This is a genomic window from Planktothrix sp. PLAVEN19ND (assembly GCF_057220675.1).
This window is the reverse complement of sequence record NZ_JBXVTP010000002.1, coordinates 35,124-48,573: the sequence shown is the minus strand read 5'-3', so window position 1 is coordinate 48,573 and position 13,450 is coordinate 35,124. Positions and strand designations below refer to the sequence as shown.

Genomic DNA, 13,450 nt, shown 5'->3' with positions numbered 1-13,450 from the left:
TTGTTAAAATAAAGTCAGAAACCGAGTTTCTAGCAATAGTCTTTCGATTGAAACTCAAACTTTTGTCTAAAAACCGGATTTCTGGGGTGTAATTTGTGTTAAAAAGTTTTAATAATGGGAGATTTATATGAAAAATACTTGGATTCTGACAACTGGTAGCAGCGATATTCAATTGAATACTGAGAAGCGATGGGATCACTTTTATACAAATGCTAAAAGTGAACTCAGTAATTTTCAAGTAAAACCCCAAGAAGTAGATAAGCCTTCTACTGTTGAAAATAAAAGCCAAAAGCAATATGCTGTTCCTTCTAGGGTTTTAGCTAAAGTATATGGTAAAGATTTAAAACAGCATTATGATAAATTAATTTTTCCTTTATTAGATGGCTTTACTAAAAAATTACAAGATGATGAGATTAAAATTAATCGGGTGATTATAATTTTAACAGATCAAGATGAAATTTTTCCACCCAACAGTCAGAAGCGAAGTAAGAGATCTCCTTATTGGCAAGATACTTGTGAAAATCAAAGCTTTTATGAGGAGTATTTTAAACGTAATGATTGGTTTCAAGATACGGAATTAAGTTTTCTGACCCTTAAACCTGAACAACACCAAAAAGGATCAGATGACGAGGAAGGATTAGATAACTGGAATAGTGTACTTGGTTTAGTTGAAACTCTAATTCAAACAAATATTAGTGTAGAATCCGATGAAATAATTTATTTAAGTCACCAAGCGGGAACTCCTGCTATTTCTTCAGCCTTACAATTTGTAAGTTTGAGCAAGTTTAATCAGCAAGTTAACTTTTTAGTTAGCAATGAATATAAACCTAATGCGGTGGATATTATTGATAGCTCTAACTATTTACGAAAACTGCAAATTGAAAAAGCTAAAAAGTTAATTCAGGAGGGTTTACCTGGGGCAGCATTAATTTTATTAGAAGGATTACTTCCTGATAGTTCTGATTCGATTCAAAGATTGAAAGAGTTAGTAAATATTTTTAACATCAAAGCAACGGTTGATAACCAAGAAGATGAATTTAAACCCGAAAACGCCATTGAACGAGTTTATCAATCTTTAGAGTTAATTGACATATTGTTTAAGCAAGAAAACTATTTACAGGGGATTACTTTATTAATTGCAGCGCAAGAAACATTTTTAAAGGCTGCTGTTATTTACTTAAATAGTCACAAATCTGGAAAAATAGATAACTTGACTTGGAATGAGAAGGGTTTTCATAGTAAGTCTAAGAAGAAATTTTTACAGAATGATGAATTACTTTCGTGTCTGAAATGTTTAGCTAAAGAGGAATTAAATCTTGAAAATTGGGAATGGAAGTTATTAAAATGGTCTTGTGAATATTATAGAACTCATAATTTAGATTTCAGAAATCAATTTGTTCATAATTTACGAGGAGTAGAAAAAAATGATGTAATTCGTTATTTATACGGCCATCCAAAATCTGAAAAAGATATTGACTATTCAAAAGAAGTACATCAAATTTATCAAGATGAAGTCAAACAGCCATTTATTAGCGCTTTGCATTCTCTAGGATTATTAAAGAATAACTCCGAGTTTAATTTAATAAAAAAACTTCAAGATTTAGCTAATAGCTTATAAAACGCTAAATTCAAACTTTATTAGTAAAAAAATCCCTGACTTAGCTTGAGTTCAGGGATTTTTTATTAGGTTTTTATTGATTTGCCACCCCAATAAAAGGGCGACTCACGGCAAAGATCCGGCGTGGCTACCGACTCCAAAAGGATCGTTTCCATTAATTCGCCACCCCAATAAAAGGGCGACAACCCAAGAAAATAGCAGACCAGTGGGCTTCATTCTTGGAGTTTCCATTAATTCGTCATCCCAATAAAAGGGCGACCGGAAATTAAGTCTAAATTTCAGTCAATCAAAGGTGATTCCGGTTGGTTTCCATTAATTCGTCATCCCAATAAAAGGGCGACTTCTCGATCTGGGCAAGCGTTCCGCCAAGTTGTTTCCCAACACGGGTTTCCATTAATTCGTCATCCCAATAAAAGGGCGACTAAAAAGGTAATTGTCGAAGCTCAGTTGAAAGTTGATAAAGCGTTTCCATTAATTCGTCATCCCAATAAAAGGGCGACAGTGTTGAGTCGATGCGTTATTCAGGTCAAAGAATTATTGATGTTGTGTTTCCATTAATTCGCCACCCCAATAAAGGGGCGACAACCAAGATATTTGAAAGAACCTTAAAAGTCGGTGAGTGGGTGTTTCCATTAATTCGCCACCCCAATAAAGGGGCGACCAAAATAACCCAGAAAACTATCAAAACCGGGACGGTGGGAAGTTTCCATTAATTCGTCACCCCAATAAAAGGGCGACTTGGGGATATCAACGGCTATTCCAAGCCTATCCCTCCAGTTTCCATTAATTCGTCACCCCAATAAAAGGGCGACACTTACACGGGTTTACTCAACACATCCGAATCAGTTCTATTGTTTCCATTAATTCGTCACCCCAATAAAAGGGCGACTCCTGATGATAAAAATCTGATCCATGTCGGTTACAAATTCATGTTTCCATTAATTCGTCACCCCAATAAAAGGGCGACCCCTCCATTTTAAACCCTATATGCCACCGAATGTCCAGACCCCGTTTGCGAGGCTGAGGAAATCCGACGACTCCAACCCCATGATCACACCCTTTAAAAACACCTCAAACCCTTCCCCCATAGACTATCGAGCCTCCCAACTATACCATCGATATTCTAGCCATTTTACCGCAGCCTCGCAAACCCATCCCTCAACGCCTAAAAAATACAATTGCCATTAATATCCCCACTAAGAAAAGGATTATAAAATCCAACACTTCTGACTTTTCCTTCTTTTCTAAATCCCGTTTAATTCCACACTTGAGACAAACATATTGATCCAATTGATGAGGATTTTGAACAAAAGGACAATAGTAACCATTTTTCACACATTCTTCCGACATTCAAACTTCCTCCCACAATCAAATTCAGGTGATTAATGAGGAAAAGGTTAGTGAATTTAACCCTTTCCTTCAACTTGTTAGCTTTTATTCCCGAACTGGGGTGTAAACGTGAAGCGTGATGCAGTTTTCCTCTGCATTATTCACCAGTTGGTGATATTCGTAGCGATCCGTCCAAGTGATTTCTCCATCACCCACCGTTACCTCCTGATCCAGCACTAACTGACGCTGGTGATCGGGACGGTAGTATTGCTGGGTAATGGAACCTTGTAGCACTTTCGTCACATTCAAAGCCGCATTTTTATGAGGGTGAACCCCCGATTTTTGCTTCGGTAGCCAACAGATCAGGGCGATCTCAACGTCATCGTTGCGAATGATGATTTTCGACCCATATCGATCGGGATGGAACAGAACGAACTGCCACCAGAAGGACTCCGACAACTCCAGTCGCGCCACCAAAGGTTTCAGATGTTCCAGGGTTCGCAGATGGGACGGTACAGCCATATTTGCATTTAGGAAGTCCTCCAAGGTTAAGGGAAAGTCGCGTACAATCTGGGGATGGGTATTCAGAACGGGAGTAACGGAGTAGTAGTTCATTTGGCTTCCTCCAAGCGTTTAGGTGAACCAAAACATCTCACTTATCACTTGGATCTTCTTCGTTTTTCCGTTCCGTTTTTATGCCTCCCCTGCGTTTCTATGGTTATTATGGCTGAGGTTGAGAAAACAGCAACGGGTTTTCATACTATCGACGTTTTGAGACGGGAAAATTTACAAGAAAAAAGGTAAAAATGATAAAACAGGTAATAGAAAACAGGATTTACAGAATTTATAGGATAGACTCTTAAACTTATGTTTTTAACCGACGTTAACCACATTCTAATCGGGGTTCCCAGTAGCGGTAAATCAACCTTTGCCCAATATTTAGCCCAGTTAGATCCACGCTATTGTATTGTTTCTACCGATGATGTTCGTCGAGATTTTTTTGGAGATGAAAGCATCCAGGGAGACTGGAAACAGATTGAAATTGAAGTGCTAAAACAGATTAAAAATGCGATCGCTTCGGGAAAACTAATTATCTATGATGCCACAAATGTTAAACGAGCTTGGCGACTGAATTTTTTACAGAAAATAGCCATTACTTTAGAAAAACATTCAACTTGGATGGGTTGGCATTTAACAACCCCCATAGAAACCTGCAAACAGTGGAACCAAAACCGTCCCCGTCAAGTTCCTGATACTATCATTGATCAATTTACTCAATTTCTGACTATTTTCCCGCCCGATATTACAGAAGGATTTATTGGGATTCAACAAATTAATATAGCCGAGTTATCCTTAACCTTATCCGAAATTGAGGAGATTTTAAAAGGGTTCTCTCGTTCTTATCAAACTCGCCAAAGTCGAACCGCTAACTATACCCTCCATCCCTATTCTCGATTAGTGGATTTTGAACGATTAATTTTTTTAATTTCCTTAATTATCCAATATCCAGGGTTAGGTGAACTGCACGAAACCGCACCCCATAAACTACAAGAAATTTTTGATAGAGTTCCCCCCTTTAATACAGAAATAGAAGAAATTTGTGGGGTGATAGCTTATCTCAAAGGAGAAGTGTATAGTAACCCAGATGCAATTCAGAAAGATTTATTATTCCTAGAACATAATGGATTTTTGGGAATCTCAAACTCAAAAGCTAATTTACAATTAGAATTATTATCAGAAGGAGAAGTTTCTCAACTGAAAACTCAAAACACAGCTTGGCATCGCTATTCTGATTTAGAACCATTTGAACGGTTAATGAAAGTAATTCGCTATATTGCTCATCATCCTTTTCAAACCAATACAAAAGTTGAAACAGATTCAAGCTCTAAACGAAAAACTCAAAAAGATTTAATCGAAAAGCTCCAAACTGAAACTAATCTTATTGGTCATTCCTTAGATAGCTTACAGCGAGATATCGAAAAAGTTTTAAAACCCTATGGAATTTTACCCCAGTTTAGTTTAAAGCGGGGGTATTTTATGGGAACAGGTATTTTTTCTGAGCTTGAATTAAAAAAACTCTATGGATTATTACAGTCTCAAAAGTTCCATTTCGATGATCCGGTTGCAGTGGAAATGATACAATTGTTTCAAAACCGAATTGAGTCCAGTCGTTTACTAGAGTTAGAAACCGTTTATCCCACTAGAGTTATTGGAAATCGAGGAATAGTTAACCCCAATACTTTACCCTCATCCGCCTTATTAAGAAACTTAGAACAGCTAGAAACAGCAATTGTAGAAGGGCAATTATTAGAATTTCAATTTTTTAGAGATAGTGGACGCTTTCCAGGTCAAAACCTAGAAGGTTTTACCGCTTACCCGTTGCAAGTTGTGTTTCATAATATTGCTTGGTATTTGGGTTATGAAATCCAAGATAAACAGCGCCAAAAACTCCTGCAATTTGAACGGTTAGATCGGTTATCCCTCGCTAAAATTAAAGATAAATCTCGTTCTTTTGAAGAACAGCAAACGGTTTTAGAAAAACTAACAACTCTTTATAAAGCGAGTTTTGGAATTTATTTAGGAAAAAGTGTAGAAGAACAACACAAATTTTTGAGTACGAATTTAAAGGAACGGAAGTTAGTTGAAATTCAAGTGGAATTGTGGATGACGGATCAAATCTTTAAGTTTATTAGTGAAGGAAATCAACGCTTCCACCGCAGTCAAATGAAAATGTCTCGTCGTCCTTATAAAATAGCGACCGAAACGGATAAAACTCTATTTTCTCTAAAACCCAGTTCAGATCCTAAATTTCCTAACCGTTTTCGGGTGACTTTACCCTGTTGGTCATTGGATGATATTGATTTAAAACGTTGGATTTTAGGATTTGGTAAACAGGTGAAAGTTGTTAACCCTGAGAAATTGATCACATTAATTCAGGAAGAAGGAACAGCGATCGCAGAAAATTACAAAAACAATTAAAAATCAAAAATGTTTATTTTCCCTACCCCTTGACAAATCGGAAACCGCCTCTTATATTACAGAGGTAGGCATCAAGCCGAACCGCATAACCCAAATCCCAAACGCCACTTTTTTTCGGCAGGGATAAGCCGAAACCCTTCTCCAGAAGGGGACACACTACAAAAGGGGTTGCGGAAGATGAAATATCAACATAGTGATGCTGTTGCGATCGCTCAAATTCAAAACAGCCTGTTCGCTCAATATCCAGAACTGCAACAACTGCTCAATACGGGAACTGGTTTCGACTGTCAGATTCAAGTTCTGAATCGTTCCGTGTCCGTGATCGTCCCAACCACCGTTGATGCTAATGTCCCGGCGGATACTTCCTTCCATGTTGAACAAACAAAACAGTTCATGGCGGAATTGTTCGGGGGGGCGAGTGTGTCTGAACAAGAAGGATTTTACAAAAGTTCCCAGTGGGGAATAATTCGAGAAAAAAGTGTGGTTGTGCGTTCCTACACCACCACAGCAACGTTAGAGCAACATTTCCCTTTGTTGCTTTGCTTCGTGCGCTACCTGCAAATTCAATTGCGGCAAGAAACCATGGGAGTCGAAATGGATGACAAATTCCTAATGATTCAGTTTACTTAAACTGAGCTAAACCTCACGTAGAGACGCGCCATGGCACGTCTCTACACGATACAGATGCGTGGCAAATATTTAAGAATGGAATATTAATTTCGATAAAATTAAGGGTTGACAAATACTCTAAATCTGCTAAGATAAACTCAGTTCAATCAAAACTAAATATCTGGTCACACCTCAAGGTTTTAGGCAATTTTTTTTCCTAAATCGAAGTTCAACTTAGAACTCGGTTTGGGGCTTAAAAAACTAAAGGGTAGCCAGTATGAACTTCCAAAAACCTGCTTCTCAATCGGTTAACAATTCAGTAAACACCTCTAAAAAGGTTCAAGATTTACTCCTTTACATTGAGCAAAGCCCTGAATGTGTCCAATTAGTTGAAGACGCGAAAAATCCTGCTAAAAATACCCAAAATCAAGAACCGAAACCAGGGCTAATTGAGAAGTTGTTGGGATTAGTAATTGCTGATCCTAAAGACTTTCATGGTCGTGCCATCGTCTCAGAAAATTTGGCAAAAGATAGCCAATATACGGCCACTTTAGTGTCCATCAGCAGCTTGCTCAATGCGGCGACTAACTTTCCCCTGCTCTACTTTGCCTTTAAAGATTTGGGAATCCTTGCAGTTCCGATGACGGTGCTGGCTAATGCTCTGATTCTCAAATATACCAACGATTCAGCCGTGGCGGTATCTGCGCGTAAACCTCACAGCCGCTCTTGGTCAAATTGGGCGATCGCAGCCATGCTCAGTCTCAATGGGCTCCAGTCTATCGTAGCTGGAGTCGGAACAGAATTGCTACTCAATTCATCCGGTTTAAGCCAACTTAAAGCTCAGGAATTAATCAAAGAACAAATTAACCGTGTAGAAACCCTCAAACAAATTGATAGCCCTCAATATAAAGATGCTTTAGCACGATGCGAAAGTGGGGAAAAAGAGTTAAGCCAACTGGATAAAAGTCACCCCCGTTGGCAGTCGCTTTTCGTGCAATTGTATGGCACATGGGAACAACGCGATCGCAACTGGGAAAACGTCCCCTTAGAACAATTGCCCTTGTGCCCTCAAGTCGAACAGTTACGCGAAAAAGCTTACCAAGCTTATGAAACGGCTAAAGAACAACTGCAACAGTCTCTAACAGTCCGTGCCACGATGGGTAATGACTTGGCATTTCTGCAACAAAAAATGCCTCTGGTTTATACCCAAAACTTCACCCCATCCGGTGAGCTTTCCTCTGGACTCGAAGCCTCTCGGTTAGCAATTCTCAGTTTCATCGCTAAATTGACCCAGGGAGACTGGTCAGGATTAGGATTTCCTCTGTTCTTCCTGCTGCTATCGCTCATCACTAGCGGTTGTGCCTGTGTGATCACCATTGCCCTAAGCTATCGCCCAGATACCCAAAAATCCTTTAGTGAAGCCGTTCAACTCCAGCGAGATATCTGGTTAGAAACCCAACGTCGAGAACTGATGGCTCAACAATACAACGATCTAAATGATTAAATCTCTCCCCCACGTCAATTCCCTCACCCACTCAGCAACCCTTGGAGATTCAACCATGAACGGACAACACTCAACTTCCTTTAATGGTATCGCTCACATTCCTAACTCCACACCATCCCCGCTCATTCCTCTACCAACAAATCAAGCGGAGGAAAAGTTAGCTTACCAGATGCGGTTATTAAGTCTATGGATCAGTAAAGTGAAGCAGACCGGACGAATTGACTACCCTGAGTTAGTTCAACACCTTGATCAAGTGCATGAAGTGGAAAATGCGGCGGATGGGGCGGTGTTGATGCCGCAGCAGTGCGATGCTCTGGTGCAAAACCTGAAACGGGCACAAAGTGATATTCGGGAAGCTGCTGAAGCGATTCAGTTTCACCTTAATGAATTGGCAAGTGCTTTAAAAAATGGTACTTTAAGCAATACAGAAGAAAAAAAGTTGCGATCGCTGATTCGAGAAAAAACCCAACAGTTTCTACAAGGCGTGGAATACCTGCTCGATGTTACTCAACATCATGTCTATCAACCTTCCCAACCCTGGAAAAAGTGGATGCGCCGCACAGAAGACACTGAAGCCGAAACAGTCCGTAAATGGATGAATGACCTCAACTACATTCGTCAGTACATCGCACAACAGGCTCAGGTTGGGGTTTTAGCCGGAAACTTCCCAACGGGGAATTCCAAAACCCCTGACTTCCGGCGACTCCATAAATACTTGGAAAATGCACCCGGTTTTGGAGATTTGTTAGGTAACTTTGTGCAACGGGCTTTAAGCCATAAAGTTGCGGGGGGAGGCAAGTTTGGAATTCCTAAAGGGTACTAGAAGCAAGGCAAAAGGCAGATTTAAACATTAAACAGGAGAAAATAATGGCTAAATTTATGGATTATGTTAATAACGGTGAACGGCTTTCTACACAAAAGTTTCAGGATGAATATGCCAGAGGACGGCGAGATTTTAGCTATACAAATTTGACTGAAATTAAGTTACCGGGGATGAATTTATGCGAGATTGACTTACGCTATGCAGTTCTGTACAAAGCTAATTTGCAAGGTGTCAATTTAAGCCAAGCCGACTTAGAAGGAGCGAATCTCAGCTATGCTAACCTCAGTGATGCTAATCTGAGTTGGGCAAATTTGAGTGGTACAAATCTGGCTCATACAAAGTTACATCATACTAACCTCAGTTGGGCTGATTTGGATGCTGCTAATCCTGAACACGCTCAATTAAAGTTAACAACAATTACGGCAGTACGTCTTCCTTGGGGAGTGTACATTATCAGTCATAAAAAAGCGAGAAAGGAATTTAACGAGAATTAAAACATAAAAACTCTCCCCAAAATGGGGAGGGTCAAGCTGTTACCCATTTACACTGAATAACCTATTATAGCTTAACAGTCATTTTGAATACTAGGTATGTTGTTGCGCTTCAGCGCGAAAAAACTTATTGGCGCTAAAGCGCAACAACGTACTTTTGAAATGTACCATTTTATTCGTCGGGTCAATTGAACGGAGATAAGATTAGACAATAAAAACAGGATCATCAATTTTAAACTCAGGTTTAAATCCTAAAATTAGAACTTGATTTCGATTTCGTTTAGAAAGGGGATAAAATCTGAGTTGATCTTCAATGGGGTTTAACAATTTAAGCAAATATTTTTGAAGTCGTTTATATTGCTCCTCATTCAAAACCGCTTCAAATACTGACTTTTGAACTCGCCATCCGTAAAGTTCTAACAGTTTTGCAACTTGGTTTCGACGACGATCATCAACAATGTCGTAACAAATTAGATAAAACATAGAAAACTCAAATCTGCTTTTTTTCCTAACAAGGTAACCCGATTTTTTAACGGAGAACTGAAGTGTTAAACTCCCCCTTTGCCAAGAGGATTTAGGGGGAGCTAATTTTAGGAAAAAACCAGAGTTTTAGTCTTTTCCGCTAAAAACTTGAACAACATTTTTTTGAGTTAGATATTCTTCTTTGGCATACATTTTTTTGATTTTGCCTTTTTCCTTTTGCATCAATAAAGGCTGATAAAATTCAACATCCCCTAACAAACAAGCGATGTATTCTTTAGCTTGCAGTTCAAAACATTGGCGATAGCTAATTGTTCCAGCGAAAGGATGCTGAATATGGGTTGCGAGTTTTTCTTCCCAATGGTTAATAAAAATTTGGAGAGCGGAGGGTTGGAGATAGCCACCCCGACTTCCATTGGGAGGCACAAAATCTGAGGAAGTAATTGTGCCTGTTTGCAGCAATCGAACAACTAAACTATCGACTAAAATCGGACGAAATTCCTCAATTAAATTGTCAACTAAGGGTTGGTTTGTTTGGCGGAGAGTATGGAAATTACCGATTTCAGGATCTAAACCTAAATCATTAATAAACAGTGCCATTTGTTGATGCAGAAAGGTATAACCGAGCTTCAACATTTGCAGGACAGGATGGCTGAGGTCAAGACGAAAAGATGAATGAGGGTTTGACCATTGGGGGACTAATGATGCTAAAATAGGATAATAATAGCTAGTGGCTGTTGCATGATAATCCCATAATTCTTCGATGGAATTTGCTGAAGGTAAATCATCAGCTAAAAGTTGCAAAAAGTTGATGGTCTTCTCAATATTACAGGGATCAAATTCCGGTTGTAATTGTTTGAGAACAATCATTTCATTGTGGAGTTTTGCCCCAATAATTGATTCTGCGATCGCTCGCACAAATTCAAAATCTTGAGAACAAATTAACTGATGGGTTTGATATTTGAAGGGACGTTGAGGTGTCAGTTCTAAACTTCCTAACTGATCTCCATGAACATTAATATAGTATACGGGAATTCGGCGAGTTGCAATTAAAACTTGAGTTTTGCGGGAGAGGTTACAAATCCCAAACAGAATAATTTGGGTAACTCGGTTAATGGGAACCCCTAAACACAACTGTTGTTTGTGAAAAACTTGCAGGTAACGAGAGCGAACTTCAATGCTGGAACCGGGATGAATGACATAAATTGTTGGCATAAACACAATTTAACTCAAGAGTAAACTCAGGAAAAATGTAAACGGTAATTGGTTTTTACGGTTTGTTTTTTCCTTTAATCTAATTTTTGCAGAGCTTTATATAGGTTTATATCTAGGTAAAATTAGGGTTTATATAACTTTGTATATAAGTTATATATCTTTCTTGTTTTAAGATATTTTTCAATATTTTTTTGAGTATATTTTCTTGATTTTATATCTAAAAAAGCCTCGGATATTTTAAAATCCAAGGCTGAGACTATTTTTAATTTTATGTTAATACGACTAATTTCTTAGTCTAAAGAAAATGAAGAAGAGCGAGACATTTGGAAACGAGATGAGTTTCCATTAATACGACTAATTTCTTAGTCTAAAGAAAAACTGTATATGGCTACCGACAACCAGAGTAAAGTTTCCATTAATACGACTAATTTCTTAGTCTAAAGCGTTGGTTTTGACGGCGACACTCTTCGTGGTGGTCAAGTTTCCATTAATACGACTAATTTCTTAGTCTAAAGTCCTCTCTGGAGACGACGGTGACGATCTTCTGACTTGTTTCCATTAATACGACTAATTTCTTAGTCTAAAGCTTTACACCTTCTCAGGAGGAGTTTACGAGAAGGGGAGTTTCCATTAATACGACTAATTTCTTAGTCTAAAGGTTTTGATAGCCTCTACGGTGGTCAAGGAAATGACACTTTAGTTTCCATTAATACGACTAATTTCTTAGTCTAAAGCAATTTGTCAAATCCTTAAAAAAGAAGGTTGGAAAGGTTTCCATTAATACGACTAATTTCTTAGTCTAAAGTCTAGGCTCATAGAAGCCTTACTCTGACTGGATTATAAACCCCTAAATCTGAGGGCGTCAAGTTTCGCCTTCAATAAATACTATTTATTCTCAATAAACAAGAATAACTAAGGCTTGAAACCGAGACAGAGAGGGCGATCTGAGGGGGTCAACGAAAGAATGAGGATTTCAGCAATTCCCAGACCCCCTCAGAAACTTAACTCCCTCCTGCTATTTTTTTCAAATCATCGGACGATAAACCTGGTTTCAAGATAGCCCTAAAGGGCTTACTACTACCTGCTATTTTTTCCAAATCATTGGGCGATAAACCTCCACCTCTCCCATCAAAGCCGCAATGTACTCTCGGACTTGTAGCTCAATACAACGTCGTAAACTAACTTTGTATCCTGTTTGAGGATGAGTCACCTCAGAATATAACTTTTCCTCCCAGTGTTTCAGGTACTTTTTGAGTGCATCCGGCTGAAGATAAACCCCACCCAATTCATCAGGAGACGTAAAATCTTCAAGCAAGAAAATTTTAGAATTGACCAAATAACTGACAAATGAGTCAACAATTTGAGCGCGAAACTCTTCCATCAAATCACTCACCAAAGCCGGATGATTATCACGGGGAACGTGCAAATTGCCAAAGTGAGTATGCAATCCTGCTAATTCAATAAATGAACAAACATTTTGACTCAGTAACGTATAACCCAAACTCAATAAACTATTAATTGGATCAGTGGGAGGACGTTTTGTGCGCTGGAGAAATATTTCTCAATTGTTTTCTGAGGGTTTTTGAAAAATTTTATTAAAAGCTATAATTCCACTAAAACTTCTTGATGAATTAGCTGATGAATTAACTCTGTGACTTGAGAAGCTAAGGCTGGACTTTTAAGTAATACTCCCATTTCCATATTCAAGGTCAAAGCATATTCGGTGAGATTGGCACTGGTAATAAATAAATATTTCTGATCTGAAATCACACTTTTAATATGTAAAGAACCATAACGTCCCTGCGAATCATGAAGTCGCTTTTCTACAGGCCAAAGAAAAACTTGCGCGTCTCTAAGGATTTTCTGCCCCAATGCGGTTGTTCCTTTAAAAGACATCTTACCCCCTTCTGCTTGAGTAGTTTCTAAAATAATTTTTAATTGAATTCCTCGCTCTAAGGCTTCTAATAAAGCTTCGGCAATTTCTGGGATTTTGTAAACTGCAAAACTAATAATAATTAATTGTTGTTGGGTGTCTCGAATCAATTGTAATAAGACTTGATCTGTCCGTCGAACTGGAATCCCTAAAGTGGGTGGGCCTGTCCAAACTAATTCGGCTGCTAAGGATTGTTGAGCGGTTTGAATCGAATAAGCTGAAGCCATTAACGCAGATGCGATCGCACGACTATCCCAATCCGATTGATTTTGTTGCCAAAGGGTAAACAATTCACCCACTAAACGGCGAAACATTGGATTAGAAAGTTGATTTAAAATTTGATCAATGAACGGATAATGGGAATCAAAAACTTGCTCTACCAAAGAATGAATGACAGAGTTTAACACCAGAGGCGGTAATTCTTGAGCTACCTGATGAATTTTTTCTAAAAGTTGACGATTCACAAGTT

General features: G+C 38.6%; 11 protein-coding genes, 1 pseudogene and 2 CRISPR repeat arrays. Of the genes and pseudogenes, 6 read left to right on the top strand and 6 right to left on the bottom strand.

Features of this window, described 5'->3' with window-relative positions:
* Positions 1-127: 127 nt before the first annotated feature.
* Positions 128-1,618 (top strand): hypothetical protein, encoded by a 1,491-nt coding sequence (locus AC2D3N_RS24260; protein ID WP_484693875.1) that lies wholly within the window; start codon positions 128-130, stop codon positions 1,616-1,618.
* 69 nt (positions 1,619-1,687) lie between these two features.
* Positions 1,688-2,585: direct repeats of the CRISPR family, unit length 36 nt; unit sequence GTTTCCATTAATTCGTCATCCCAATAAAAGGGCGAC.
* Positions 2,586-2,776: 191 nt separating this feature from the next.
* Here AC2D3N_RS24260 and AC2D3N_RS24255 read toward each other — a convergent pair.
* Positions 2,777-2,968, bottom strand: coding sequence for a hypothetical protein (locus AC2D3N_RS24255; protein WP_484693874.1), 192 nt, complete (start codon positions 2,966-2,968; stop codon positions 2,777-2,779).
* Between the two features lie 84 nt (positions 2,969-3,052).
* A complete protein-coding gene (locus tag AC2D3N_RS24250; RefSeq protein WP_484693873.1) occupies positions 3,053-3,562 on the bottom strand; it encodes a cysteine dioxygenase in 510 nt (169 codons plus the stop codon).
* A 252-nt stretch (positions 3,563-3,814) separates the two neighbouring features.
* On the opposite strand from AC2D3N_RS24250, the gene AC2D3N_RS24245 reads away from it, so the two are divergent.
* From AC2D3N_RS24245 to AC2D3N_RS24225, 5 genes are all read left to right on the top strand, one after another.
* Positions 3,815-5,926 (top strand): AAA family ATPase, encoded by a 2,112-nt coding sequence (locus AC2D3N_RS24245; RefSeq protein WP_484693872.1) that lies wholly within the window; start codon positions 3,815-3,817, stop codon positions 5,924-5,926.
* A gap of 177 nt (positions 5,927-6,103) precedes the next feature.
* Positions 6,104-6,556 carry a hypothetical protein gene (locus tag AC2D3N_RS24240; RefSeq protein WP_484693871.1) on the top strand — a complete coding sequence of 151 codons (453 nt, stop codon included), beginning with the start codon at positions 6,104-6,106 and terminating at the stop codon, positions 6,554-6,556.
* Between the two features lie 256 nt (positions 6,557-6,812).
* A complete protein-coding gene (locus tag AC2D3N_RS24235) occupies positions 6,813-8,039 on the top strand; it encodes a hypothetical protein (RefSeq protein WP_484693870.1) in 1,227 nt (408 codons plus the stop codon).
* A 55-nt stretch (positions 8,040-8,094) separates the two neighbouring features.
* A complete protein-coding gene (locus AC2D3N_RS24230) occupies positions 8,095-8,862 on the top strand; it encodes a hypothetical protein (protein ID WP_484693869.1) in 768 nt (255 codons plus the stop codon).
* Between the two features lie 44 nt (positions 8,863-8,906).
* Positions 8,907-9,356: a pentapeptide repeat-containing protein gene (locus AC2D3N_RS24225; RefSeq protein ID WP_484693868.1), complete on the top strand. Its 450-nt coding sequence runs from the start codon at positions 8,907-8,909 to the stop codon at positions 9,354-9,356.
* A 201-nt stretch (positions 9,357-9,557) separates the two neighbouring features.
* Here the strand turns inward: AC2D3N_RS24225 and cas2 are convergent, their stop codons facing one another.
* The 4 genes and pseudogenes from cas2 to drmC all read right to left on the bottom strand — a co-directional run bounded on the left by cas2 (position 9,558) and on the right by drmC (position 13,445).
* On the bottom strand, positions 9,558-9,836 hold the full coding sequence (cas2, locus tag AC2D3N_RS24220; protein WP_484693867.1) for a CRISPR-associated endonuclease Cas2: 279 nt from the start codon (positions 9,834-9,836) through the stop codon (positions 9,558-9,560).
* A 126-nt stretch (positions 9,837-9,962) separates the two neighbouring features.
* Positions 9,963-11,048, bottom strand: a complete 1,086-nt coding sequence (cas1, locus tag AC2D3N_RS24215) for a CRISPR-associated endonuclease Cas1 (protein ID WP_484693866.1) — start codon at positions 11,046-11,048, stop codon at positions 9,963-9,965.
* Positions 11,049-11,314: 266 nt separating this feature from the next.
* Positions 11,315-11,853: a CRISPR direct-repeat array (repeat unit 35 nt; unit sequence GTTTCCATTAATACGACTAATTTCTTAGTCTAAAG).
* A gap of 279 nt (positions 11,854-12,132) precedes the next feature.
* Positions 12,133-12,603, bottom strand: a pseudogene (gene cas1 / locus AC2D3N_RS24210) (CRISPR-associated endonuclease Cas1); the annotation flags it as partial.
* 47 nt (positions 12,604-12,650) lie between these two features.
* On the bottom strand, positions 12,651-13,445 hold the full coding sequence (gene drmC, locus AC2D3N_RS24205; RefSeq protein WP_484693865.1) for a DISARM system phospholipase D-like protein DrmC: 795 nt from the start codon (positions 13,443-13,445) through the stop codon (positions 12,651-12,653).
* Between the last annotated feature and the right edge of the window lie 5 nt (positions 13,446-13,450).